Origin of the sequence: Streptomyces sp. CBMA123 (genome assembly GCF_014596465.1) — a bacterium.
GTDB lineage: Bacteria > Actinomycetota > Actinomycetes > Streptomycetales > Streptomycetaceae > Kitasatospora.
This window is the reverse complement of the sequence record NZ_MECK01000601.1, coordinates 17,234-42,467: the sequence shown is the minus strand read 5'-3', so window position 1 is coordinate 42,467 and position 25,234 is coordinate 17,234. Positions and strand designations below refer to the sequence as shown.

The following is a 25,234-nucleotide window of genomic DNA, read 5'->3' as shown; positions in this document are numbered from 1 at the left end:
CTCCGGCCGGGCCGCCGCCGCCGGTGCCGCCGGCAGCGCCGGGACCCGTGAGCCGGGCGACACCACCGCGGCCGGCGGGAGCAGCAGCACCGGCGGCACCACCGCGGGCCGCGACGCCAGTGACCACACCACCGGACCGACCTTAGAAGGAGCCGAGCAGTGAGCAGCTCGCCCAGCCCGACCGCCGCCGAGATCTCCTGGGTGCTGAGCCCGCTGCTGGAGCTGCCGGGGGTGCTGCACGCGGTGGTCGCCACCGGTGACGGCCTCGTCGAGGCCGCCTCCGACGGCCTCGGCCGGGCCTCCGCCGAGCGGGTCGCCGCGATGACGGCCACCGTGCACGCCGCCGCCCGCGCCTTCACCACCGCGTTCACCGACACCGAGCGGCCGCGGCTGGCCCAGACCGTGGTGGAGTCCGACCTCGGCTACGCCATCGTCGTCCCCGCCGGAGAGAACACCTCGCTCGCCGTGTTCACCGCCCCGGACGCCCAGCTCGGCAACGTGGCCTACCAGATGCAGCTCCAGGTCGCCGCCCTGGGCCGGGCGCTCGCGAGCCCGCCCCGGCAGCAGAGCGCCGGGCCGCAGGGCGCCGGCCGGCGGGCCACCGGGCAGCGGGCCGCCGGGTCGCAGGGCACCGCCGCCGGGTCATGAACGAGCGTGCGCGGATGAGTGAGCGAAGCGAGGTGGAAGCATGAGCGCCGTCCCCCGCAGGCGGATGGTGCCTGCCTACCTGGCCACCGGCGGCCGCAGCCGCCCCGGCACCGAGGGCTTCGAGCGGCTGACCGTGCTGTTCGCGGACCGGGCCGACCGGGCCGAACCGCCGGCCGACCTCGAACCCGAACACCGCCGGCTCTGGGAACTGCTGCGCCCCGGCGCGCTGACGGTGGTGGAGGCCGCCGCGCACCTGAGCCTGCCGGTCAGCGCCACCGTCTTCCTGGCAGCCGACCTGGTCGAGGCCGGCTGCCTGCACGCCCGCGCGCCGATCCCGCGGGCCCAGCAGACCGACCGCTCCATCGTCGAGAGGCTCCTCGTTGGACTCCGTGCGCTCCGGTGACCCCGGCCCCGGCTCTCCCGCCGGGCGGTCGCGCCGGGTGGGCTACCTGCCCGACCGGGACCAGACACTGATGAAGCTGGTGGTCGCCGGCCCGTTCGGGGTCGGCAAGACCACGCTCATCCGCACCCTCTCCGAGATCGCCACCCTGCACACCGAGGAGGCGATGACCGAGACCGGACGACCGGTGGACGACCTGGCGGGCCTGCCCGAGAAGTCCACCACCACCGTCGCGGTGGACTTCGGCCGGCTCACGCTGCCCGGCAACACGGTGCTCTACATGTTCGGCACCCCCGGCCAGCGGCGCTTCTTCCCGCTGTGGCAGGACATCGCCCGCGGCGCCCTGGGCGCCCTGGTGCTGGCCGACACCCGCCGGCTGGCCGACTCCTTCGAGATCATGGACATGGTCGAGGAGCAGGGCCTGCCGTACGCCGTCGCCGTCAACCGCTTCCCGGACTCCCCGGACCACCCGCCCGAGGTGCTGCGCGCCCACCTGGACCTGCACGCGGCGACCCCGCTGCTGCTGTGCGACGCGCGCGAGCGCGGCAGCAGCATCGACGCGCTGATCGCCCTGGCCGAGCACGTCCTCGACACCCTGCCCGCAGGCCCCGACACCCACGAGGGACAGTGACCACCGAAACCCGACCGACCCCGATCTACGGCCCGGTCTTCGCCGCCGACCCCCAGCTGGTGTACGAGCGGCTGCGCCGCCACGGCGCGGTCGCCCCGGTGGAGATCGCCCCCGGGGTCGCGGCCCTGCTGGTCACCGACTACCAGGCCGCCCTGGACTTACTGCGCGACACCGACACCTTCTCCAAGGACTCCCGCGCCTGGCAGGCGACCGTCCCGCCGGACTCCCCGCTGCTGCCGGTGCTCGGCTACCGCCCGACCGCGCTGTTCAGCGACGGCGCGACGCACGCCCGCTACCGCGCGGTGATCACCGACGGCCTCGCCCTGTTCGAACCGCACCGGCTGCAACGCCAGGTCGCCGAGGTCGCCCACCAGCTGATCGACCGCTTCGCGGCGGTCGGCAGCGCCGACCTGATCGCCGAGTACGCCCGCCAGCTGCCCGCCTTCGTGCTGACCACCTGGTTCGGGGTGCCCGAGGACGAGCACGCCCAGGTGGTCGCCGCGATCACCGGGCTGATCGAGTCCACCGCGAAGGCCGGCGCCGCGTACGGCAAGCTCGTCGCGGTGGTCACCGCGATGGTCGCCGAGCGCCGCGAGCGCCCCCGGCACGACCTCGCCTCCTGGTTCGTCACCCACCCGGTCGGGCTGGACGACGACGAGGTGATCCGGCAGATCACCCTGACCATGATCGCCGGACACGAGCCGACCACCAACCTGATCGGCAACGCCCTGCTGCGCCTGCTCACCGACGCCCGTTACGCCGGCTCGCTGTTCGGCGGCGCGATGACCGCCCACCAGGCGATCGACGAGGTGCTGTGGCACGAGCCGCCGTTGGCCAACCTCTCCGCCCACTATCCGCGGTACGACATCACCTTCCACGGCCGGGAGATCGCGGCCGGCTCGCTGGTGCTGGTCTCGTACGCGGCCGCCAACTCCCAGGCCGCGCCGCCGACCGACGGCGACGGGCTGCGCAGCGGCGAGAGCGCCCACCTGGCCTGGGCGGCCGGCCCGCACGCCTGCCCGGCCCGGGACCCGGCCCTGCTGATCGCGATCACCGCCATCGAGCAGCTGACCAGCCGGCTCAGCGACCTCGAACTCGCCACTCCGGCCGAGGAGTTGCTCTGGCGCCCGGGGCCCTTCCACCGAGCCCTGGTGCACCTGCCGGTCCGCTTCGCGCCGCTGGCCGGATAGCCCGAAGGCCCGGACGGCGATCGTCCGGGCCTTCGGTGCCGGCTGCTACTCGGCCGGCCGCAGCGTCAGCGAGATGCTGTTGATGCAGTACCGCTGGTCGGTCGGCGTGCCGTAGCCCTCACCCTCGAAGACGTGCCCCAGGTGCCCGCCGCACTTGGCGCAGCGCACCTCGACCCGGCGCATGCCGAGGGTGGTGTCCTCGATGTACTGGACCCGGTCCTCGGCCAGCGGCGCGTAGTACGAGGGCCAGCCGCAGTGGCTGTCGAACTTGGTCTCGGAGCTGAACAGCTCCGCCCCGCAGGCCCGGCAGCCGTACACGCCGACCGTCTTGGTGTCGGTGTACTCGCCGACGAACGGGCGCTCGGTGCCCGCCTCGCGGAGCACGTGGTACTCCTCGGGGCTGAGCTGGGCGCGCCACTCGGCCTCGGTCTTCTGGATCTCGTAGCTCATCACGACTCCCGCTCGGCGTACGTCGGACCTTGTCGGACGTTGTCAGACGTTGGAGGCAACGTTCGCGAGGTGCTTCAGAATTTCGGGCCCGAGGTTGGTGACGTCGCCGGCGCCCATGGTGAGCAGCAGGTCGCCCGGGCGGGCCAGGCCGGCCAGCAGGGCGGGGGCGGCGGCGAAGTCGTGCTCGGGGGTGACGTCGGCGCCGGCCCGGCGGGCGGCGTCGATGATCAGCTCGCTGGTGACGCCCGGGATCGGGTCCTCGCGGGCCGGGTAGATGTCCAGCACCACCGAGGCGTCGGCCAGCGCCAGGGCCTGGCCCATCTCCTCGGCGAGCTGCTGGGTGCGGCTGAACAGGTGCGGCTGGAAGACCACCAGCACCCGGCCCGCGCCCTCCAGGCCCTCGCGGATGGCCTCCAGATCGGCGGTCATCTCGGTCGGGTGGTGGGCGTAGGAGTCGATCACCTGGACGCCGGCCGCCTCGCCCTTGAGCTGGAGGCGGCGGCGCACGCCGGTGTAGGCGCCGAGCGCCTTGGCCAGGTCGGCGGCCGGGACGCCCAGCGCGACGCCGGCGGCCAGCGCGGCGACCGCGTTGTGGGCGTAGTGCCGGCCGGGCACCGAGACGGTGAAGGCCAGCTCGGCGCCGTCCAGTTCCACGGTGACCTCGCTGGTCATACCGCGGGCGACGACGGACAGGACGCGCAGGTCGGCGTCCTCGGCGGCGCCGACGGTGACCACGTTGAGCCCCTCGCGCCCGGCCACCCGGGCGGTCAGCTCGCGGGCGCCGTCGTGGTCGGCGGAGACCACCAGGGTGCCGCCGGGGGTGATCCGGCCGACGAAGGTCTCGAAGGACTCGTAGATCTCGTCGATCGAGGCGTAGTTGGCGTGGTGGTCCAGCTCCACGTTGAGCACGATCGCCACCTCGGGCGCGTACTTGTGGAAGCTGCGGTCGCTCTCGTCGGCCTCGGCGACGAAGATCTCGCCGGTGCCGTGCTGGGCGTTGGAGCCGGGCGCGTCGAGGTCGCCGCCGATCGCGTAGGACGGCTCCAGACCCAGCTCGCCGAGGGCGACGGCGAGCATGCTGGTGGTGGTGGTCTTGCCGTGGGTGCCGGCCACCGCCAGCGCCCGGCGGCCGCCCATCAGCGCGGCCAGCGCGTCGGAGCGGTGCACTACCGGGATGCCGCGCTCGTGGGCGGCGACCAGCTCCGGGTTGTCGGCGCGGATCGCGCTGGAGACCACGATGCTGCTGGCGCCGTCCGGCACGTGCTCGGCGGCGTGGCCGACGTGCACCGCGGCGCCGAGGGCGCGCAGCGCGAGGACGGTCTCGGACTCCTTGGAGTCGCTGCCGGAGACGCTGGCACCGCGCACTGCGAGGATCTTCGCCAGGCCGGACATCCCGGCGCCGCCGATGCCGATGAAGTGCGGGGCGTGCAGGTCGTGCGCGGCGTCGTTCAAGGCGTGGCTCCGTACGGGCGATGGCTGTGTGGGCAGATGGGTCCGGCGAGGCGCGGGACGCGCGAGAGGTGCGACGCGTACGAGACGCGCGAATCGTCCTCGCGGAGGGACCGCAAGGACGATTCTGCACCACCGGCGCGCGGTGCTACGCGGAGCTACGAGTCGCTGGCGAACAGCCGCAGCACCGGCACCCCCACCTTGTGGCGGGCCTGGGAGGCCCAGTCGCGGTGGAAGAACTCCTCCACGAAGTGCGGTGAGGTGAGCACCACCACCTCGTCCGCCCGGTGCTCCTCGACCGCCGCGCGCAGCCGGTCCAGCGGCTTCTCCTCGACCAGCTCGCCGATCGCCTCGGCGCCGGCCCGGCGCAGGTGGCGCAGGCTGTGCTCGAGCGATTCGCCGGCCACGGTCGGGCCGCCCTCGGACTCGTCGTGCTCGTGCACCACCTTGTCGAGGTGGCCGAGGGCGACGTCGTCGAGCGCCCGCAGCAGTTCGTCCTGCTTGCCGCGCGGCTGCATCAGGACGACGAAGGACACCTTCTCGTCGCTGTGGAGCGTGGTGACGAGCTCCACGTCCGCGTCCGAGAGCGCCTTTTCGATCATCAGTACCGTCTTGAACACGTGAGTCCCTTCCAGTGGCCGGCCCCCGGGCCCCGGCATCGCATAACGGGATCACGATCGGGGGGTCACGGGGTCATCCGAACCCAGGTGACGCAGGTAGCGAGTGAAGAGGAATCCTTTCTGCTCGATCAATGAGACCAGCCGCATCCGCTGCACGTCAGGCATTTCCGCATCGTGGACGATGCGCGGCGCGTCGCCGCCGGTGAGCAGCGGGGCCAGCGACAGGCACAGCTCGTCCAGCAGGCCCGCCGCCGCCAGCTGCCCCAGCAGCCGCGGTCCGCCCTCGGTCAGCAGCCGCGTCCAGCCCCGTTCCACCAGGGCCGCCACGCCCGTCCGCAGGTCCACCGAGCCGCGCCCGGCGAGCACCAGGTCGGCCACCGCGGCGACCTCCCGGCGGCGCTCCTCGGGGGCGTCCTCGACGGTGATCACCACCGTCCTGACCAGCGGTTCCGTGAACAGCGGCGCGCCCAGGTCGAGGTTCAGCGAACGGCTCACGACCGCGATCGCCGGGGCCGTCGACTGCCCCGCCGCCGCCCGCGCGGCCGCGAACTCCCGGCGCGCCCGGGCCGGCCGGTAACCCTCCGCCCGGACCGTCTCGGCGCCCACCAGCACCACGTCCGACAGGGCCCGCAGCACGCCGAAGATCCGCTTGTCGGCGTCGCCGGACAGCCCCTCGGACAGCCCGTCGAGCTTCGCCGCGCCGTCCAGCCCGGCCACCATGTTGGCGCGCAGCCACGGGCGCCCCCGATTCACCTGGTCGGGGTACGCGTAGACGGCGGCGAGCGATTCCAGGTCGGACGGATCCGCGACCGGAGCGCCCAGCGGGCTGATCAACTGGTGCATGCCCTCAGTGTTCCACCGCGGGCCCTCCGGAGGGGTTTCAGGGGCGGCCGGGACCAGGCGTACCCTCTACTACCGTGCCCGCAGCCTCCCGCCCCGCCACCGCGACCGAGTCGATAGCCGCCGCGAGCGCGGCCGGCGCCCCGATCGCGCTCACCGACCGCCGCCCCGTCGTGCCCGCCGAGCGCCTGGTCGCCGAGATGGTCCCGCCGCCCCGGTTCGCCGACGTGAGCTTCGGGACGTACATCCCGGACCAGACCCAGCCCAGCCAGTACGAGGCCGTCCAGGTCCTGGAGGAGTTCGCGGCGACCCTCGGAGGAGGAAACGGTTCCGCGCCCAAGCGCAGCTGGTTCCGCCGCTCCGCCCCCGCGCCCACCGGCCCGGCCGGGGTCTACCTCGACGGCGGCTACGGCGTCGGCAAGACCCACCTGCTCGCCTCGCTCTGGCACGCCGCCCCCGGCCCCAAGGCCTTCGGCACCTTCGTCGAGCTGACCAACCTGGTCGGCGCGCTCGGCTTCCAGCAGGCCGTCCAGACCCTCTCCGGGCACACCCTGCTGTGCATCGACGAGTTCGAACTGGACGACCCGGGCGACACCGTGCTGGTCTCCACCCTGCTCGGCCGGCTGGTCGAGAACGGCGTCAAGCTGTGCGCCACCTCGAACACCCTGCCGGAGAAGCTCGGCGAGGGCCGCTTCGCCGCCGCCGACTTCCTGCGCGAGATCCAGGGCCTGTCCGCGCACTTCCGCCCGATGCGGATCGACGGCCAGGACTACCGCCACCGCGGCCTGCCCGACGCCCCGCCGCCGTACGCCGACGACGCCGTCGAGGCCGTCGCCACCCGCACCCCCGGCGCCTCGCTGGACGACTTCGACGCCCTGCTCGCCCACCTCCCCGCCGTCCACCCCAGCCGCTACGGCGCGCTGCTGGACGACGTCACGGCGGTCTGCCTGCGCGGCGTGCGGCAGGTCGACGACCAGTCCACCGCCCTGCGCCTGGTCGTCCTCGCCGACCGGATGTACGACCGCGAACTGCCCATCACCGCCTCCGGCCTGCCCTTCGACCAGGTCTTCCCGGAGGACATGCTGCGCGGCGGCTACCGCAAGAAGTACCTGCGCGCCATCTCCCGCCTGGTCGCCCTCGCCCGCGACAGCGAGAAGCTGAAGCAGGGATGAACCCCTTCCGGGGCGGGGGCCACGAGCTCGACCTCGGCAACGGCGCCACCGAGGTGCTGGTCGAGGTCCTGATGCTCGCGGTCACCGCCCCGGCCCGGGACGACTGGCAGCACGCCTTCGCCGCCGAGCTGGCCCGCCAGGACCAGAACCTGATGGGCCGCGGCACGGTCGGCCTCGACCTCGACGCGCTCGACTGGGGCCCGGACCCGGAACGCGGCCGGGCCTTCGCCCTCGCCGTGGTCGATCTCGCCCTCACCCACCACCGCTGGGACGAGCTCGACTACCACCCCGCGTCCGCCGAGGCCGACCTCCACGCCCTGCGCCGCATCCTCACCGCGAGCGGGGTGGACCCGACCCGGCCGCTGATCGAACTGCTCGCCGCGGCTTTCGACGCCGCGGTCCGCATCGACCCGGCCCGCGAGCCTGCCAGAAGGTTCGAGGCCCACGCGGCCTGACCGGAACGGCGTCGGTTGTCGGTGGGGGGTCGTACGGTGGAGGCGTGCGTCCCATCACGAGTATTGAGCGGTCCGTGGCGCCCTTCGAGGTCGTCAGCCCTTTCCAGCCGAACGGTGACCAGCCGGCGGCGATCGCCGAGCTGGAACGGCGGATCAGGGGAGGGGAGAAGGACGTCGTGCTGCTCGGTGCCACCGGCACCGGCAAGTCGGCCACCACGGCCTGGATGATCGAGAAGCTTCAGCGCCCCACCCTGGTGATGGCGCCGAACAAGACCCTGGCGGCCCAGCTGGCGAACGAGTTCCGCGAGCTGCTGCCCAACAACGCCGTCGAGTACTTCGTCTCGTACTACGACTACTACCAGCCCGAGGCGTACGTCCCGCAGACGGACACCTACATCGAGAAGGACTCCTCGATCAACGAGGAGGTCGAGCGGCTGCGGCACTCGGCGACCAACTCGCTGCTCACCCGCCGCGACGTGATCGTGGTCGCCTCCGTCTCCTGCATCTACGGCCTCGGCACCCCGCAGGAGTACGTGGACCGGATGGTTCCGCTCAAGGTCGGCCAGGAGATCGACCGCGACGTCCTGCTGCGCCGCTTCGTGGACATCCAGTACGCCCGCAACGACGTGGCCTTCACCCGCGGCACCTTCCGGGTCCGCGGCGACACCATCGAGATCTTCCCGGTCTACGAGGAGCTCGCCGTCCGGATCGAGATGTTCGGCGACGAGATCGAGTCGCTCTACACCCTGCACCCGCTCACCGGCGAGATCATCAGCCAGGACGAGCAGATCTACGTCTTCCCCGCCTCGCACTACGTGGCCGGCCCCGAGCGCATGGAGCGGGCGATCACCGGCATCGAGCAGGAGCTGGAGCAGACGCTCGGCAAGCTGGAGAAGCAGGGCAAGCTGCTGGAGGCCCAGCGGCTGCGGATGCGCACCACCTACGACATCGAGATGCTGCGCCAGATCGGCACCTGCTCGGGCGTCGAGAACTACTCGATGCACTTCGACGGCCGCGAGCCCGGCTCGGCGCCGAACACCCTGCTGGACTACTTCCCGGAGGACTTCCTCCTGGTCATCGACGAGTCGCACGTCACCGTGCCGCAGATCGGCGCGATGTACGAGGGCGACGCCTCGCGCAAGCGCACGCTGGTGGAGCACGGCTTCCGGCTGCCGTCCGCGATGGACAACCGCCCGCTGAAGTGGGAGGAGTTCCTGGGGCGGACCGGCCAGACGGTGTACCTGTCGGCGACGCCGGGCCCGTACGAGCTGTCGCGCGGTGACGGGCAGGTCGAGCAGATCATCCGCCCGACCGGTCTGATCGACCCCGAGGTGATCGTCAAGCCGACCGAGGGCCAGATCGACGACCTGGTGCACGAGGTCCGTCAGCGGGTCGAGCGGGACGAGCGCGTCCTGGTGACCACGCTGACCAAGAAGATGGCCGAGGACCTCACCGACTACATGCTGGGCCTGGACATCCGGGTCCGGTACCTGCACAGCGACGTGGACACCCTGCGCCGGGTGGAGCTGCTGCGCGAGCTGCGGGCCGGCCGGTACGACGTGCTGGTCGGCATCAACCTGCTGCGCGAGGGCCTGGACCTGCCCGAGGTGTCGCTGGTGGCGATCCTGGACGCGGACAAGGAGGGCTTCCTGCGCTCCGGCACGTCGCTGATCCAGACGATCGGCCGCGCCGCCCGTAACGTCTCCGGCCAGGTGCACATGTACGCGGACCGGATCACCCCGTCGATGGAGAAGGCGATCGACGAGACCAACCGCCGCCGGGCCGTGCAGCAGGCCTACAACAAGGAGCACGGGATCGACCCGCAGCCGCTGCGGAAGAAGATCGGCGACATCCTGGACACCCTGGCCCGGGAGGACGTGGACACCGACGAGCTGCTCTCCACCGGCTACCGCGGGGCGGGCCAGAAGGGCGGCAAGGCCCCGGTGCCGATGCTGGGCGCGGAGCGCAAGCCGGCCAAGTCGCTGCCGGCCGCCGAGCTGGCCGAGCTGATCCAGGAGATGACGGACCGGATGCACACGGCCGCCGCCGACCTGCAGTTCGAGGTGGCGGCCCGGCTGCGCGACGAGGTCAAGGAGTTGAAGAAGGAGCTGCGGCAGATGCGCGAGGCCGGTGTGGCCTGATCGCGGGGCGCCGGGCTTGGCCGGTTCGGCACCGGTCAAGCTCGGCGGTGTCTCAGCCTTGCCACAAACCGGGTAACCCGGAGGAGTCGCGGGTGCCGCAGGCCCTAGGCTGGCCTGCGGCATCGCGCCCTCGGGACGGGGTCGCGGGCCGTCAGCAGAGGGGGCCTCAGCCGGGGGACGGCGACGGGGTGTTCCACCGGGGAGCCGTGCGGCAGCGACCGCGTGGCCGGCAGAGAGGACAACGTCGTGTCGGTGAACCTGGCCAAGGGGCAGCGGGTCAGCCTCCAGAAGGGGGCGGGCGCCACCCTGACCGTGGTGCGGATGGGGCTGGGCTGGCAGGCCGCCCCGAAGCGGGGCCTGTTCGGCAGCCGGACCAGGAAGATCGACCTGGACGCCTCGGCGCTGCTGTACGCCGAGCGGACCCCGTCCGACGTGGTGTTCTTCCAGCACCTGGAGTCCACCGACGGTTCGGTGTGGCACACCGGGGACAACCTGGAGGGTGGCTCGGGCGACGAGGACGACGAGGCGATCCTGGTCGACCTGCTGCACGTGCCGCCGCACATCACCCAGGTGGTGTTCACGGTCAGCTCGTACACCGGGCAGACCTTCGCCGAGGTGCGCCAGGCGCACTGCCGGCTGGTGGACGAGACCACCGGGCTGGAGCTGGCCCGCTACGAGCTGGCGGGCGGCGGGCCGCACACCGGGCAGATCATGGCGAAGGTGGTCCGGGACGGCAACGGCGGCTGGGAGATGCAGGCGATCGGCGCCCCGGCGAAGGGGCGGACCTTCCAGGACCTGCTGCCGGCGATCGAGCCGTTCCTCTGACGGTTTTTTACCTTCTTTACCTTTCCTTGCCTCCCCTGTTACTCTCGATGGCAGCGGAGGGGAGTATTCCTCGACAGCCGACCCCGTCATCACGGGTGCCCGTCGTGGCACCCCGGGGCGCTGGTCCCGGGTGAGCCTGTGGGCGGAAGAGACCTCCGGCAGTGACGATCTGTCTCGCCTAGCTGCCGGAGGAGCAGTAATGGACGTTTCCGTAACCATGTGGGCCACCACGATCGGTGTGCTGATCGCACTGATCGCGGCGGACTTCTTCATCGGAGGGCGCAAGCCGCACGAGGTCTCGATCAAGGAGGCCGGGATCTGGACGGTCGTCTGGGTCGTGCTGGCCCTGCTCTTCGGCGGTTTCCTCTGGTGGCACTCCGGCGGGCGGCCGGCGGGTGAGTTCTTCGCCGGCTACATCACCGAGAAGTCGCTCAGCGTCGACAACCTCTTCGTGTTCATCCTGATCATGGGCAAGTTCGCGGTGCCGAAGATCTACCAGCAGCGCGTGCTGATGTTCGGTGTGATCATCGCGCTGGTGCTGCGGGCGGGGTTCATCGCCGGCGGTGCCGCGCTGGTCACCCAGTTCTCCTGGGTGTTCTTCCTCTTCGGCGCCTTCCTGATCTGGACCGCCTGGAAGCTGATCAAGGAAGCCAGGGCCGACGAGGAAGAGGAGGAGTTCGAGGAGAACCGGCTGCTCAAGTCGATCACCCGGCGCTTCCCGTCCACCGACGACTACCGCGGCACCAAGCTGTTCGTGGTGGAGAACGGCCGCCGGCTGATCACCCCGATGCTGATCGTCATGCTGGCGATCGGCACCACGGACGTGCTGTTCGCCCTGGACTCGATCCCGGCCATCTTCGGCCTGACCCAGGACCCGTACATCGTCTTCACCGCCAACGCCTTCGCCCTGATGGGCCTGCGCCAGCTGTACTTCCTGATCGGCGGGCTGCTGAAGAAGCTGGTCCACCTGAGCTACGGCCTCTCGGTGATCCTCGGCTTCATCGGCGTGAAGCTGGTGCTGCACGCCGCCCACGAGGCCGGCGCGCACGTCCCGGAGATCGGCATCCCGTTCTCGCTGGGCTTCATCGTGGTGGTGCTGGCCGTGACGACGGTGACCAGCCTGATGGCCTCGAAGAAGGCCGAGCGCGCCGAGCAGGCCGAGCAGACCGAGCAGGCCGAGCGGCGGGAGCCCGAGAAGCTGGACGCCTGAGCCGTCCGACGACCGCGCGGGGGCCCCGCGACGCAGACCGCGTCGCGGGGCCCCCGCGCGTCCGGGAGCGGAGGTCACCAGCCCCGCTCGCGCCACTCGTCGAGGTGCGGGCGCTCCGCGCCGAGGGTGGTGTCGTTGCCGTGGCCGGGGTAGACCCAGGCCTCGTCGGGCAGGACGTCGAAGATCTTCTCGTTGACGTCCCGGTAGAGGGTCTTGAAGGCCTCCGGGTCGCCCCAGGTGTTGCCGACGCCGCCCGGGAAGAGGCAGTCGCCGGTGAACACGTGCGGGTGGCCCTGGGGGTCGTCGTAGACCAGCACGATCGCGCCCGGGGTGTGCCCGACCAGGTGCCGGACGGTGAGCCCGACCTCCCCGACCCGCAGCGTGTCGCCGTCCGCGAGCCGCAGCTCGGTGGGCACGTCGATGCCCTCGGCGTCGTGCTCCCCGGCGGCGGTGCGGGCGCCGGTGGTGGCGACCACCTCGGCCAGCGCCCCCCAGTGGTCGTGGTGCCGGTGGGTGGTGACCACGGTCGCGAGCTCGTCCCCGACCGTCTCCAGCAGCGCCGGGGCGTCGGCGGCCGCGTCGATCAGCAGCTGCTCGTCGGTGGCCCGGCAGCGCAGCAGGTAGGCGTTGTTGTCGTACGGGCCGACGGCCACCTTGGTGATGATCAGGTGGGCCAGCTCCCGCACGTCCGGCGGCCCGCCGACCTTGACCGCTCCGTGGTACGTCATCCGTCCGCTCCTCGTCCGGGTCCGGTTGCTACAGGGTTCAGGATCATCCTCGCGCCGTCAGCCCAGCGGGGGAAGCTGGGGGAGCGCGGTGTCGGGGGTGCGCTTCAGGTCGGCGCCGTCGGAGCGGCCGGAGAGCCAGGCGAGGAGGGCGCGGACGGGGCCCTGGACGGTCAGGGCGGGCTCGCCGGTGCCGATCAGGCCGCGGTCCCCGGTGTCCTCGGTGACCAGCTCGACGGCGGGCAGGTCGGCGCCGGCCAGCTTGGCGACGAGCTTGCGGAACTCGACGACCGCGAAGGCCTCCGGCCAGCGGGCGGGGGTGTAGCCGCCGTCCAGGTCGACCGCGTGGTACTCGAGCTCGCCGAGGCGCTTCCAGACGAGCTCCCAGGCCGGGAAGACCGCGCCCGAGCGGTGCCGCACCTCGGCGGCCCAGTCCTCGTCGGTCATCAGCGCGGCCGCGGCGAGGAAGCGCTCGTCGGACTCGCGCAGGTCGGCGAGCTGCTCGTCCAGCGGGCGGCCGGCGCCCTCCTGGATGTCCTCCTCGCGGGCGTTCTCGCTGGCGTACTGCGGGATGTCGGTGCCGGTGCGGGCGCCGGTCAGCAGGTTGACCAGGGAGTCGGCGTTGCGGGCGATGTGGGTCAGGACGTGGCCGCGGGTCCAGCCGGGGAGCGCGGAGGGCTCGGTGACGGCCTCCGGCTTGAGCTCGGCGACGGTCTGCAACAGCTCCCGGGTGCTGTCCGCCACCAGGGCGAGCCGCTCGGCGGCGTGGGCGGCTGCGGACTGCGGGTCGGTCATCGAATCTGCCTTCTGTACGGGGCGGCGCGTTGCCCGGAGCGGGCCTCGCTCGTTGACCCGTCGACGCTACCGCCGAATCCGAGCCCTGAGCAGGGCCTTTTTCGGTCCGGGTACGGACGGTCCGGCGGGCGCTCTCACTCGTTCGGGTGGACTCCGCTGGACAAAGTCGAGATTCGAACGTCTGAGCTATAGGCTGGCTGCCGCATCCTGGAAGAAGAACACCCCACACACCGCAAGCCCTCTCGTCCGGAGAAAGGCGCCAGAAGCAGTGGCCGACCGCCTCATCGTCCGCGGTGCTCGCGAGCACAACCTCAAGAACGTCTCGCTCGACCTGCCCCGCGACTCCCTCATCGTCTTCACGGGCCTCTCCGGCTCCGGCAAGTCCTCGCTCGCCTTCGACACGATCTTCGCCGAGGGCCAGCGCCGCTACGTCGAGTCGTTGTCCTCCTACGCCCGCCAGTTCCTCGGGCAGATGGACAAGCCCGACGTGGACTTCATCGAAGGCCTCTCCCCGGCCGTCTCGATCGACCAGAAGTCCACCAACCGCAACCCCCGTTCGACCGTCGGCACGATCACCGAGGTCTACGACTACCTGCGCCTGCTGTTCGCCCGGATCGGCAAGCCGCACTGCCCGCACTGCGGCCGCCCGATCGCCAAGCAGTCGCCGCAGGCGATCGTCGACAAGGTGCTGGAGCTGGCCGAGGGCACCCGGTTCCAGGTGCTCAGCCCGGTGGTGCGCGAGCGCAAGGGCGAGTTCGTCGACCTGTTCGCCGACCTCCAGTCCAAGGGCTACTCGCGCGCCCGGGTCGACGGCGAGACGATCCAGCTCGCCGAGCCGCCGAAGCTCAAGAAGCAGGAGAAGCACACCGTCGAGGTGGTCATCGACCGCCTGACCGTCAAGGAGAGCGCCAAGCGCCGGCTCACCGACTCGGTGGAGACGGCCCTGCGGCTCTCCGGCGGCATGGTCGTGCTCGACTTCGTCGACCTCCCCGAGGACGACCCGGAGCGCGAGCGGATGTACTCCGAGCACCTCTACTGCCCGTACGACGACGTGTCGTTCGAGGAGCTGGAGCCGCGCTCGTTCTCCTTCAACTCGCCGTTCGGCGCCTGCCCGGACTGCTCGGGCCTGGGCAACCGGATGGAGGTCGACCCGGAGCTGGTCGTGCCGGACGTCGAGCGCTCGCTCGACGAGGGCGCGATCCACCCCTGGTCGGCCGGGCACGCCAAGGAGTACTTCCAGCGCCTGATCGACGCGCTGGCCGAGGAGCTGGGCTTCCGCACCGACCTCCCCTGGGCCGGGCTGCCCGCCCGCGCCAAGAAGGCGCTGCTGTACGGGCACAAGCACCAGGTGCAGGTCCGCTACCGCAACCGCTTCGGCCGCGAGCGCTCGTACAGCACCGGCTTCGAGGGCGCCGTCCCGTTCATCCAGCGCCGGCACACCGAGGCGGAGAGCGACAGCAGCCGCGAGCGCTTCGAGGGCTACATGCGCGAGGTGCCCTGCCCGACCTGCCAGGGCACCCGGCTCAAGCCGGTGGTGCTCGCGGTCACCGTCGAGGAGAAGTCGATCGCCGACGTCTCGTCGATGTCGATCAGCGACTGCGCCGAGTTCCTGGGCGCGATGAAGCTCAACGACCGGGACAAGCAGATCGCCGAGCGGGTCCTCAAGGAGGTCAACGAGCGGCTGCGCTTCCTGGTCGACGTCGGCCTGGACTACCTGTCGCTGGACCGCGCGGCCGGCACCCTGTCCGGCGGCGAGGCCCAGCGCATCCGGCTGGCCACCCAGATCGGCTCCGGCCTGGTCGGCGTGCTGTACGTGCTGGACGAGCCGTCCATCGGCCTGCACCAGCGGGACAACCACCGGCTGATCGAGACGCTGGTGCGGCTGCGCGACATCGGCAACACCCTGATCGTGGTCGAGCACGACGAGGACACCATCAAGACCGCGGACTGGGTGGTGGACATCGGCCCGGGCGCCGGCGAGCACGGCGGCAAGGTGGTGCACTCCGGTTCGCTGAAGCAGCTGCTGACCAACAAGGAGTCGCTGACCGGCCAGTACCTCTCCGGCAAGCGGTCCATCCCGATCCCGGCGGGCCGCCGCGACCGGGACAAGAAGCGCCAGCTGACCGTCCACGGCGCCCGCGAGCACAACCTCAAGGACGTCACGGTCGGCTTCCCGCTCGGGACGCTCACCGCGATCACCGGGGTCTCCGGCTCCGGCAAGTCGACGCTGGTCAACGACATCCTCTACACCCACCTCGCCCGGGAGCTGAACGGCGCCCGCAGCGTGCCCGGCCGGCACACCCGGATCACCGGCACCGACCTGGTGGACAAGGTGGTGCACGTCGACCAGTCGCCGATCGGCCGCACCCCGCGGTCCAACCCGGCCACCTACACCGGGGTGTTCGACCACGTCCGACGGCTCTTCGCGGAGACCCAGGAGGCCAAGGTCCGGGGCTACCTGCCCGGCCGGTTCTCGTTCAACGTCAAGGGCGGCCGCTGCGAGAACTGCACCGGTGACGGCACCATCAAGATCGAGATGAACTTCCTGCCGGACGTCTACGTGCCGTGCGAGGTCTGCCACGGCGCCCGGTACAACCGGGAGACGCTGGAGGTGCACTACAAGGGCAAGTCCATCGCCGAGGTGCTGGACATGCCGATCGAGGAGGCGCTGTCCTTCTTCGAGGCCGTCCCGGCGATCGCCCGCCACCTGCGGACGCTCAACGACGTCGGCCTCGGCTACGTCCGGCTCGGCCAGTCCGCGCCGACGCTCTCCGGCGGCGAGGCGCAGCGCGTCAAGCTCGCCTCCGAGCTGCAGAAGCGCTCCACCGGGCGGACGGTCTACGTGCTGGACGAGCCCACCACCGGCCTGCACTTCGAGGACATCAGCAAGCTGATCACGGTGCTCAGCGGGCTGGTCGACAAGGGCAACACGGTGATCGTGATCGAGCACAACCTCGACGTGATCAAGACCGCCGACTGGGTCGTCGACATGGGCCCCGAGGGCGGCTCCGGCGGTGGCATGGTGGTCGCCGAGGGCACCCCCGAGCAGATCGCGGCCGTCCCGGAGAGCCACACCGGCAAGTTCCTCCGGGACATCCTGCCGGGCGACTTCGCGGACGCCCCGGTCCCGGCGCCCGCCAGGAAGGCACAGGCCAAGAAGGCGGCCGCCAAGAAGGCCCCGAGCAAGCGGGCCGTCGCGGCGAAGAAGTGACCCCGACCGCCCCGCCGCTCCCAGGACGTCCCGGGAGCGGCGGGGCGCGTGCGGCATAGACTTCCGTGGTCCCTCGCAGCAGCAACAACCGTAGGAGCGCACCGATGTCCGAGGCCCCCGAGAGCCCCGCCACCTCCCGCCGCACCCTGCTCTGCGGCGCCGCGGCCGTGCTGGCGGCGGCACCGTGGCGGTCACCGGCTGCGCCTCCTCGGCCGGCTCCAGCGACTCCAACAGCGCCGCCCCCAAGGGCCCGGTGGACCTCGGCCCGGCCTCGGCCGTGCCGGAGGGCGGCGGCACGGTGTTCCGCGAGCAGAAGATCGTGGTGACCCAGCCGACCGCCGGCCAGTACAAGGCGTTCAGCGCCAAGTGCACCCACGCCGGCTGCATCGTCGACCAGGTCAAGAACCAGCAGATCCAGTGCCCCTGCCACGGCAGCCGCTTCGCCATCGCCGACGGCGCGGTGCAGGACGGCCCGGCCCCCAGTCCGCTGCCCGCCTACACCGTCACGGTCGAGGGCGGGAACCTCAAGGTGACCCCGAGCTGAAGCAGTTGAGCGCCTCCCGATCGATCTCCTCCCCACGGCCCCGACCGCACTCGGTACGGTGGACCCATGGCTGACCCGAGCACCTACCGCCCGGCGCCGGGCGCGATCCCGACCTCCCCGGGCGTCTACAAGTTCCGTGACGCCCACGGCCGGGTCATCTACGTCGGCAAGGCCAAGAGCCTGCGGCCGCGGCTGTCGTCCTACTTCCAGGACCTCGCCGGACTGCACCCGCGCACCGCGACCATGGTCACCACCGCCGCCTCGGTGGAGTGGACCGTGGTCGCCACCGAGGTCGAGGCGCTCCAGCTGGAGTACTCCTGGATCAAGGAGTACGACCCCCGGTTCAACGTCAAGTACCGCGACGACAAGAGCTATCCGGAACTCGCCGTCACCCTCGACGAGGAGTACCCGAGGGTGCAGGTGATGCGCGGGGCGCACAAGAAGGGCGTGCGCTACTTCGGCCCGTACGGGCACGCCTGGGCGATCCGCGAGACGGTCGACCTGCTGCTGCGCGTCTTCCCCGTCCGCACCTGCTCCAACGGCGTGTTCAAGCGCGCCCGGCAGGTCGGCCGCCCCTGCCTGCTCGGCTACATCGGCAAGTGCGCCGCACCCTGCGTCGGCAAGGTCTCGGCGGACGAACACCGGGCGCTGGCCGAGGACTTCTGCGACTTCATGGCCGGGCGCACCGGCAACTACCTGCGCCGGCTGGAAGACCAGATGCAGGAGGCCGCCGCCGACCTGGAGTACGAGAAGGCGGCCCGGCTGCGGGACGACATCGGCGCCCTCAAGCGCGCGATGGAGAAGAACGCCATCGTGCTCGCCGACGCCACCGACGCCGACCTGCTGGCCCTCGCCGAGGACGAACTCGAGGCCGCCGTCCAGATCTTCCACGTCCGCGGCGGCCGGGTGCGCGGCCAGCGCGGCTGGGTCACCGACAAGGTCGAGGACGTCGACACCGCCGGCCTGGTCGAGCACGCCCTCCAGCAGCTCTACGGCGGCGCCGCCTCCGAGGAGCGCAACGAGTCCGTCCCGCGCGAGGTGCTCGTCCCCGCCCTGCCCGAACCGGCCGCCCCCGTCCGGGAGTGGCTCAGCGGGCTGCGCGGCAGCCAGGTCGACCTGCGCGTCCCGCAGCGCGGCGACAAGAAGGACCTGATGGCCACCGTGCAGCGCAACGCCCAGCAGGCGCTGGCGCTGCACAAGACCAAGCGCGCCTCCGACCTCACCACCCGCAGCCGCGCCCTGCAGGAGATCGCCGACGCCCTGGAGCTGGACTCCGTCCCGCTGCGCATCGAGTGCTACGACATCTCCCACCTCCAGGGCGAGGACGTGGTCGCCTCGATGGTCGTCTTCGAGGACGGCCTGGCCCGCAAGAGCGAGTACCGGCGCTTCCAGATCAAGGGCTTCGCGGGCCAGGACGACGTCCGCTCGATGCACGAGGTGATCAGCCGGCGCTTCCGCCGCTACCTCCAGGAGCGCGAGCAGACCGGCGAGTGGGCCGTCCCGGAGGAGGACGAGCCCGACACCGGCACCCGCGACGAGGAGGGCCGCCCCAAGCGCTTCGCCTACCCGCCGCAGCTTCTGGTGGTCGACGGCGGCCAGCCGCAGGTCGCTGCCGCCCAGCGCGCCCTGGCGGAGCTGGGCATCGACGATGTCGCGCTGTGCGGCCTGGCCAAGCGCCTGGAGGAGGTCTGGCTGCCCGGCGAGGACGACCCGGTCGTGCTGCCCCGCTCCAGCGAGGGCCTCTACCTGCTCCAGCGGGTGCGCGACGAGGCCCACCGCTTCGCCATCGGCTACCAGCGCGCCAAGCGTTCCAAGCGACTCACCGCCGGGGAACTGGACTCCGTCCCGGGCCTCGGAGAGACTCGCCGCCGGGCGCTGCTCAAGCACTTCGGCTCGCTGAAGAGGCTCCGGGCCGCCACCGTCGACGAGATCTGCGCGGTACCCGGCATCGGGCGCCGCACCGCGGAGACTGTTGCGGCGGCGTTGTCGTCCCGTACACCCGCCGCACCCGCGGTCAACACCGCGACCGGCGAGATCATCGACGACGGGGCCGCCGAGCCGGTGGCCGCAGTACCGCAGACCGCACCATCCCAGGAGACGCCATGACGGCCGACGCCGCCCGTCCGTCGGCGCGCCCCGACCCCGCCCGCCTGTCCGGGACGGGGAAGGGCGGCCGTGCCGTGTGCGTTCTCCTCAGCAGAAAGACCGAGAGCGGGGAACCGAAGTGACCGTGTCAGACGTGGCCGAGAACGCGCCGGAGCTGGTGATCATCTCCGGTATGTCCGGAGCCGGCCGTTCCACCGCCGCGAAGTGCCTGGAGGACCTGGGCTGGTTCGTGGTGGACAACCTGCCGCCGGCCCTGATCCCGACCATGGTCGACCTGGGCGCCCGCTCCCAGGGCAACGTCGCCCGGATCGGCGTGGTCGTGGACGTCCGCGGCCGGCAGTTCTTCGACGACCTGCTCACCTCGCTCGACGAGCTGGAGAAGCGCGGCGTCCGCCTCCAGGTGGTCTTCCTGGACTCCTCCGACGACGCGCTGGTCCGCCGCTTCGAGAGCGTGCGCCGCCCGCACCCGCTGCAGGCCGACGGCCGGATCGTGGACGGCATCGCCCAGGAGCGCGACCTGCTGCGCGACCTGCGCGGCGAGGCCGACCTGGTGATCGACACCTCCAACCTCAACGTGCACCAGCTGCGCGCCAAGCTGGACGCCCAGTTCGCCGACCACGACGAGCCCGAGCTGCGCGCCACCGTGATGTCCTTCGGCTTCAAGTACGGCCTGCCGGTCGACGCCGACCTCGTGGTGGACTGCCGATTCCTGCCCAACCCGCACTGGGTGCCCGAGCTGCGGGCCCGTACCGGCACCGACGCGGACGTCGCCGACTACGTGTTCCAGCAGCCCGGCGCCAACGAGTTCCTGGACGGTTACGCCCAGCTGCTGCGCATCATCACCGAGGGGTACCGACGGGAGGGGAAGCGCTACATGACGCTTGCCGTAGGCTGCACCGGTGGCAAGCACCGTAGCGTCGCCATGTCCGAGCGTCTGACCAAGCGTCTCATCGCCGACGGAGTCGAGACGGTGCTCGTCCACCGTGACATGGGACGGGAGTAACCGCCGCCTTCCCTGCCGGGCCGCCGGCGGAGCCGGTGGCGGGTCAGAGGAACGCGAGGTGATTGTGGCGGGATACGTGCCCGGGCGGCAGCCGCAGAGCAGGACCGGCGAACGGGCGGGCAGCCCCTCGCCGAACCGTCTGCGGAGCAGTCCCGCCCGGGCCAATCCGGCCCCCAGGATCACCGCGCTGGGCGGCGGCCAGGGCCTGTCCGCCTCGCTGTCGGCGCTGCGCCGGCTCACCAGCGACCTCACCGCGGTGGTCACCGTCGCCGACGACGGCGGCTCCAGCGGGCGGCTGCGCGAGGAGCTGGGCGTCCTGCCGCCCGGGGACCTGCGCAAGGCGCTGGCCGCGCTGTGCGGCGACGACGACTGGGGCCGCACCTGGTCAGAGGTGATCCAGCAGCGCTTCACCGGCAACGGCGAGCTGGGCGGCCACGCGGTCGGCAACCTGCTGATCGTCGCCCTCTGGGAGAAGCTCGGCGACCCGGTGGCGGCGCTGGACTGGGTCGGCCGGCTGCTGAACGTCCAGGGGCGGGTGCTGCCGATGTCGGCGGTGCCGCTGGACATCGAGGCCGCCGTGCGCGGCCACGACCCGGACCGCCCGGCCGAGGTCTCGGCCGTCCGCGGCCAGGCCAGCGTCGCGGTCACCCCCGGCACCGTGCAGTCGATCCGGCTGCTGCCGGACGGGCCGCCCGCCGTCCCGGAGGCGGTCACCGCCGTCCGGGAGGCGGACTGGGTGGTGCTCGGCCCCGGCTCCTGGTTCACCAGCGTGCTGCCGCACCTGCTGGTGCCCGAGCTGGCCAAGGCGCTGGTCGAGACCCGCGCCCGCCGCCTGCTCACCCTGAACCTGGCCCCGCAGCCCGGCGAGACCGAGGGCTTCACCCCGCAGCGTCACCTGGAGGTCATCGCCGACCACGCTCCCGACCTCGCCGTCGATGCGATCCTGGTGGACGAGCGCGCCGTCACCGGCGGTGCCTTCGGCCAGGCGGACCTGGCCGGTCTGGAGAAGGCCGCCGAGCGGATGGGCGCGGCTCTGGTGCTCGGCACGGTGGCCCGCACCGACGGCACCCCGCGACACGACCCGGAGCTGTTGGCAGCCGCGTACGACCGGATTTTCCGGACACATGGAAGGATCGGGCCATGGCGATGACTCCAGCGGTGAAGGACGAGATCAGCCGGCTCCCGGTCACCCGGGCCTGCTGTCGCAAGGCGGAGGTGTCGGCGATCCTGCGGTTCGCGGGCGGACTGCACATCGTGAGCGGCCGCATCGTGATCGAGGCGGAGCTGGACACCGGGGCGGCGGCACGGCGGCTGCGCAAGGACCTGCTGGAGATCTTCGGGCACTCCTCCGACCTCGTGGTGATGGCCCCCGGCGGGCTGCGGCGCGGCAGCCGCTTCGTCGTCCGGGTGGTCAAGGACGGCGAGCTGCTGGCACGCCAGACCGGTCTCGTGGACGGCCGCGGCCGGCCGATCCGGGGCCTGCCCCCGGCGGTCGTCTCCGGCGCCACCTGCGATGCCGAGGCGGCCTGGCGCGGGGCCTTCCTCGCCCACGGCTCGCTCACCGAGCCGGGCCGCTCCTCCTCGCTGGAGATCACCTGCCCCGGTTCCGAGGCGGCGCTGGCGCTGGTCGGCGCGGCCCGCCGGCTCGGCATCCCGGCCAAGGCCCGCGAGGTGCGCGGGGTGGACCGGGTGGTCATCCGCGACGGCGACGCCATCGGCGCGCTGCTGACCCGGCTCGGCGCCCACGAGTCGGTGCTCGCCTGGGAAGAGCGCCGGATGCGGCGCGAGGTCCGGGCCACCGCCAACCGGCTCGCCAACTTCGACGACGCCAACCTGCGCCGCTCGGCCCGTGCCGCGGTGGCGGCCGGTGCCCGGGTGCAGCGCGCGCTGGAGATCCTCGGCGAGGAGGTGCCCGAGCACCTGGCCGCGGCCGGCCAGCTGCGGATGCAGCACAAGCAGGCCTCGCTGGAGGAGCTGGGCGCGCTCGCCGACCCGCCGCTGACCAAGGACGCGGTGGCCGGCCGGATCCGCCGCCTGCTGGCGATGGCCGACAAGCGGGCCGCCGAGCTCGGCCTGCCGAGCACCGAGGCCAACCTGACCGACGAGATGGCGCTCAACTGATCTGTTCCGCAGGGCGCGCCCGCCCCGAGTCGAAGGTCCGAGCGGCCCGGCGGCGAGTGGGTGGGCAACAGCGGCCGGTGTCCGGATTCCGGGCACCGGCCGTCGTCGTGTCCGGGCCCGCGCCGAGAGCCGAAATTGGTCAAGACCACTTGACCAGGACCAACGGCCCCGGCGGGCAAGGACGGAGGGCCCGGAATCACGCCACGCCACGTCTTGCCAGGTGGCGCGATGTGCCCTCCCAGGGTCCGGAGGGGTAGGGTCGTAGGCGGTCGGGGACTTCCCAAATCTCATCCCCGTCGGCTCAGCGCCGGCGTACCTAACGAGGAGATCGGTTCGTGACGATCCGGGTAGGCATCAACGGCTTCGGCCGCATCGGCCGCAACTTCTTCCGCGCCGTCAAGGCCCAGGGCGCGGACATCGAGATCGTCGGTGTCAACGACCTCACCGACACGAAGACCCTGGCTCACCTGCTGAAGTACGACACCACCCTGGGCACCTTCCCGGGCGAGGTCTCGCACACCGAGGACAGCATCACCGTCGACGGCCACACCTTCAAGGTGACCGCCGAGCGTGACCCGGCCAACCTGCCGTGGGCCGCCCTGGGCGCCGACATCGTCGTCGAGTCCACCGGCATCTTCACCAAGGCCGAGGCCGCGAAGAAGCACCTCGCCGCCGGCGCGAAGAAGGTCATCATCTCGGCGCCCGCCACCGACGAGGACGTCACCATCGTCCTGGGTGTCAACGACGAGAAGTACGACGCCGCCAACCACCACATCATCTCCAACGCCTCCTGCACCACCAACTGCGTGGCGCCGATGGCGAAGGTGCTGAACGAGAGCTTCGGCATCGTCAAGGGTCTGATGACCACCGTCCACGCGTTCACCAACGACCAGGTGACCCTGGACTTCCCGCACAAGGACCTGCGCCGTGCTCGTGCGGCCTCGCAGAACATCATCCCGACCTCGACCGGTGCCGCCAAGGCGACCGCCCTGGTCCTGCCGGAGCTGAAGGGCAAGCTGGACGGCACCTCGCTGCGCGTCCCGGTCCCGACCGGCTCGATCACCGACCTGGTCGTCACCCTGGAGCGCGAGGTCACCAAGGACGAGGTCAACGCGGCCTTCCAGAAGGCCGCGCAGGAGGGCCCGCTCAAGGGCATCCTGGCCTACACGGAGGACCCGATCGTCTCCTCGGACATCGTCAACGACCCGGCCTCCTGCATCTTCGACAGCCAGCTCACCATGGTCCAGGGCAACCAGGTCAAGGTGCTCGGCTGGTACGACAACGAGTGGGGCTACTCGAACCGCGTCGTCGACCTGGTCACCCTCGTCGGTGGCCAGCTCTGACGCGGTGGGAGCTGACGTGATGTAGGGGCGAGGGCCCGGACGGCGAAACGAGCCGACCGGGCCCTCGCTCTGCGTACAAGGACTTCTCAGGCGGCCCCTGCGCCGTGCCGCCTCTGCGCATCAACCATCTCGCCAGGAGACCGAAGAACCCGTGAAGACCATCGAAGACCTGGACGTCGCCGGCAAGCGCGTCTTCGTACGCGCTGACCTGAACGTCCCGCTGTCGGACGGCCGGATCACCGACGACGGCCGGATCCGCGCCGTCGCCCCGACCATCGCCAAGCTCGTCGAGCGCGGCGCCAAGGTCGTCGTCGCCTCCCACCTCGGCCGCCCCAAGGGCGCGCCGGACCCGCAGTTCTCGCTCGCCCCGGTCGCCGTCCGCCTCGGCGAGATCCTCGGCCGGGACGTCGCCTTCGCCACCGACACCGTGGGCGACTCCGCCACGGCCGCCGTGGCCGCGCTGGCCGGCGGCGAGGTCGCGCTGCTGGAGAACCTGCGCTTCAACGCCGGTGAGACCAGCAAGGACGACGCCGAGCGCAAGGCCTTCGCCGAGCAGCTGGCCGCCCTGGCCGACCTGTACGTCGGCGACGGCTTCGGCGCCGTGCACCGCAAGCACGCCTCGGTGTACGACCTGCCGGGCCTGCTGCCGCACGCCGCCGGCGACCTGATCGCCACCGAGGTCGGCGTGCTGAAGAAGCTCACCGAGGACGTCGCCCGCCCGTACGTCGTCGTGCTCGGCGGCGCCAAGGTGTCCGACAAGCTCGGCGTGATCGACAACCTGCTGGAGAAGGCCGACCGGATCCTGATCGGCGGCGGCATGGCGTACACCTTCCTCAAGGCCCAGGGCCACGAGGTCGGCATCTCGCTGCTGCAGGAGGACCAGATCCCGACCGTCCTGGAGTACCTGGACCGGGCCGAGAAGCGGGGCGTCGAGTTCGTCCTGCCGAAGGACGTCCTGGTCTCGGCCGACTTCCCGGACCTCAAGGGCAAGACCCCGGCCACCTTCCAGACCGTCGACGCGGACAGGATCCCCGCCGACCAGGAGGGCCTGGACATCGGCCCGAAGACCCGCGAGCTGTACGCGGCGAAGCTGGCCGACGCTGGCACCGTGTTCTGGAACGGCCCGATGGGCGTCTTCGAGCACCCGGACTACGCGAACGGCACCAAGGCCGTCGCGCAGGCCCTGGTCGACAGCGACGCGTTCACCGTGGTCGGTGGCGGCGACTCCGCCGCGGCCGTCCGCATCCTGGGCTTCGACGAGACGAAGTTCGGGCACATCTCGACCGGCGGTGGCGCGAGCCTCGAGTACCTGGAGGGCAAGACCCTCCCCGGTCTCGCCGCCCTGGAAGGCTGAA

General features: G+C 71.8%; 23 protein-coding genes. 17 read left to right on the top strand and 6 right to left on the bottom strand.

Translation table 11 applies throughout. The features are described 5' to 3' along the window. Positions 1 to 159: 159 nt before the first annotated feature. The 4 genes from BG452_RS38195 (at position 160) to BG452_RS38180 (ending at position 2,869) form a co-directional block, all read left to right on the top strand. Positions 160 to 648, top strand: a complete 489-nt coding sequence (locus tag BG452_RS38195; protein ID WP_188308925.1) for a roadblock/LC7 domain-containing protein — start codon at positions 160 to 162, stop codon at positions 646 to 648. A gap of 40 nt (positions 649 to 688) precedes the next feature. Then, a complete protein-coding gene (locus tag BG452_RS38190) occupies positions 689 to 1,051 on the top strand; it encodes a DUF742 domain-containing protein (protein WP_188308924.1) in 363 nt (120 codons plus the stop codon). 70 nt (positions 1,052 to 1,121) lie between these two features. After that, positions 1,122 to 1,679, top strand: coding sequence for a GTP-binding protein (locus BG452_RS38185; RefSeq protein ID WP_188308932.1), 558 nt, complete (start codon positions 1,122 to 1,124; stop codon positions 1,677 to 1,679). Continuing rightward, complete coding sequence (locus BG452_RS38180) at positions 1,676 to 2,869, top strand: cytochrome P450 (protein WP_188308923.1); 1,194 nt, start codon at positions 1,676 to 1,678, stop codon at positions 2,867 to 2,869. Before BG452_RS38185 ends, BG452_RS38180 begins: the two co-directional genes overlap by 4 nt. Positions 2,870 to 2,914: 45 nt before the next feature. On the opposite strand, the gene msrB is transcribed toward BG452_RS38180, so the two are convergent. The 4 genes from msrB to BG452_RS38160 all read right to left on the bottom strand — a co-directional run bounded on the left by msrB (position 2,915) and on the right by BG452_RS38160 (position 6,231). Continuing rightward, positions 2,915 to 3,319 carry a peptide-methionine (R)-S-oxide reductase MsrB gene (gene msrB, locus BG452_RS38175; protein ID WP_188308922.1) on the bottom strand — a complete coding sequence of 135 codons (405 nt, stop codon included), beginning with the start codon at positions 3,317 to 3,319 and terminating at the stop codon, positions 2,915 to 2,917. A gap of 42 nt (positions 3,320 to 3,361) precedes the next feature. Continuing rightward, entirely contained in the window at positions 3,362 to 4,771 is a 1,410-nt protein-coding gene (gene murC, locus BG452_RS38170; RefSeq protein ID WP_223243335.1) for a UDP-N-acetylmuramate--L-alanine ligase, read from the bottom strand. A 155-nt stretch (positions 4,772 to 4,926) separates the two neighbouring features. Then, positions 4,927 to 5,388, bottom strand: coding sequence for an indole-3-glycerol phosphate synthase (locus tag BG452_RS38165; RefSeq protein WP_188308921.1), 462 nt, complete (start codon positions 5,386 to 5,388; stop codon positions 4,927 to 4,929). Between the two features lie 51 nt (positions 5,389 to 5,439). After that, positions 5,440 to 6,231, bottom strand: a complete 792-nt coding sequence (locus tag BG452_RS38160; protein WP_188308920.1) for a pyrimidine reductase family protein — start codon at positions 6,229 to 6,231, stop codon at positions 5,440 to 5,442. A 113-nt stretch (positions 6,232 to 6,344) separates the two neighbouring features. On the opposite strand from BG452_RS38160, the gene zapE reads away from it, so the two are divergent. The 5 genes from zapE to BG452_RS38135 all read left to right on the top strand — a co-directional run bounded on the left by zapE (position 6,345) and on the right by BG452_RS38135 (position 12,031). Further along, the gene (gene zapE / locus BG452_RS38155; protein ID WP_317621420.1) at positions 6,345 to 7,400 is read left to right on the top strand and encodes a cell division protein ZapE; all 1,056 of its coding nucleotides are present in this window, start codon (positions 6,345 to 6,347) and stop codon (positions 7,398 to 7,400) included. Further along, entirely contained in the window at positions 7,397 to 7,855 is a 459-nt protein-coding gene (locus BG452_RS38150) for a hypothetical protein (RefSeq protein ID WP_188308918.1), read from the top strand. The genes zapE and BG452_RS38150 overlap by 4 nt, the downstream gene beginning before the upstream one ends. A gap of 44 nt (positions 7,856 to 7,899) precedes the next feature. Beyond that, positions 7,900 to 9,996 (top strand): excinuclease ABC subunit UvrB, encoded by a 2,097-nt coding sequence (uvrB, locus tag BG452_RS38145; protein WP_188308917.1) that lies wholly within the window; start codon positions 7,900 to 7,902, stop codon positions 9,994 to 9,996. Positions 9,997 to 10,242: 246 nt separating this feature from the next. Continuing rightward, on the top strand, positions 10,243 to 10,821 hold the full coding sequence (locus tag BG452_RS38140) for a TerD family protein (protein ID WP_188308916.1): 579 nt from the start codon (positions 10,243 to 10,245) through the stop codon (positions 10,819 to 10,821). 199 nt (positions 10,822 to 11,020) lie between these two features. Further along, the gene (locus tag BG452_RS38135; protein ID WP_188308915.1) at positions 11,021 to 12,031 is read left to right on the top strand and encodes a TerC family protein; all 1,011 of its coding nucleotides are present in this window, start codon (positions 11,021 to 11,023) and stop codon (positions 12,029 to 12,031) included. 74 nt (positions 12,032 to 12,105) lie between these two features. On the opposite strand, the gene BG452_RS38130 is transcribed toward BG452_RS38135, so the two are convergent. Both BG452_RS38130 and BG452_RS38125 read right to left on the bottom strand, forming a co-directional pair. Beyond that, positions 12,106 to 12,759 carry an MBL fold metallo-hydrolase gene (locus tag BG452_RS38130; protein ID WP_188308914.1) on the bottom strand — a complete coding sequence of 218 codons (654 nt, stop codon included), beginning with the start codon at positions 12,757 to 12,759 and terminating at the stop codon, positions 12,106 to 12,108. Positions 12,760 to 12,816: 57 nt separating this feature from the next. Beyond that, positions 12,817 to 13,551 carry a maleylpyruvate isomerase family mycothiol-dependent enzyme gene (locus tag BG452_RS38125; RefSeq protein ID WP_188308913.1) on the bottom strand — a complete coding sequence of 245 codons (735 nt, stop codon included), beginning with the start codon at positions 13,549 to 13,551 and terminating at the stop codon, positions 12,817 to 12,819. A gap of 268 nt (positions 13,552 to 13,819) precedes the next feature. On the opposite strand from BG452_RS38125, the gene uvrA reads away from it, so the two are divergent. From uvrA to BG452_RS38085, 8 genes are all read left to right on the top strand, one after another. Beyond that, positions 13,820 to 16,762, top strand: a complete 2,943-nt coding sequence (gene uvrA / locus BG452_RS38120) for an excinuclease ABC subunit UvrA (RefSeq protein ID WP_188308912.1) — start codon at positions 13,820 to 13,822, stop codon at positions 16,760 to 16,762. 184 nt (positions 16,763 to 16,946) lie between these two features. Further along, positions 16,947 to 17,306, top strand: a complete 360-nt coding sequence (locus BG452_RS38115; protein WP_317621419.1) for a Rieske (2Fe-2S) protein — start codon at positions 16,947 to 16,949, stop codon at positions 17,304 to 17,306. A 66-nt stretch (positions 17,307 to 17,372) separates the two neighbouring features. Further along, positions 17,373 to 19,412 (top strand): excinuclease ABC subunit UvrC, encoded by a 2,040-nt coding sequence (gene uvrC, locus BG452_RS38110; protein ID WP_188308911.1) that lies wholly within the window; start codon positions 17,373 to 17,375, stop codon positions 19,410 to 19,412. Positions 19,413 to 19,530: 118 nt separating this feature from the next. After that, entirely contained in the window at positions 19,531 to 20,415 is an 885-nt protein-coding gene (rapZ, locus tag BG452_RS38105) for an RNase adapter RapZ (RefSeq protein WP_317621418.1), read from the top strand. Positions 20,416 to 20,479: 64 nt separating this feature from the next. Further along, entirely contained in the window at positions 20,480 to 21,565 is a 1,086-nt protein-coding gene (locus BG452_RS38100; protein WP_188308928.1) for a uridine diphosphate-N-acetylglucosamine-binding protein YvcK, read from the top strand. Beyond that, positions 21,556 to 22,536, top strand: coding sequence for a DNA-binding protein WhiA (gene whiA, locus BG452_RS38095; protein WP_188308910.1), 981 nt, complete (start codon positions 21,556 to 21,558; stop codon positions 22,534 to 22,536). Before BG452_RS38100 ends, whiA begins: the two co-directional genes overlap by 10 nt. 335 nt (positions 22,537 to 22,871) lie before the next feature. Next, on the top strand, positions 22,872 to 23,879 hold the full coding sequence (gap, locus tag BG452_RS38090) for a type I glyceraldehyde-3-phosphate dehydrogenase (protein WP_188308909.1): 1,008 nt from the start codon (positions 22,872 to 22,874) through the stop codon (positions 23,877 to 23,879). A 151-nt stretch (positions 23,880 to 24,030) separates the two neighbouring features. After that, positions 24,031 to 25,233, top strand: a complete 1,203-nt coding sequence (locus BG452_RS38085) for a phosphoglycerate kinase (protein ID WP_188308908.1) — start codon at positions 24,031 to 24,033, stop codon at positions 25,231 to 25,233. The last annotated feature ends 1 nt before the right edge of the window (position 25,234 follow it).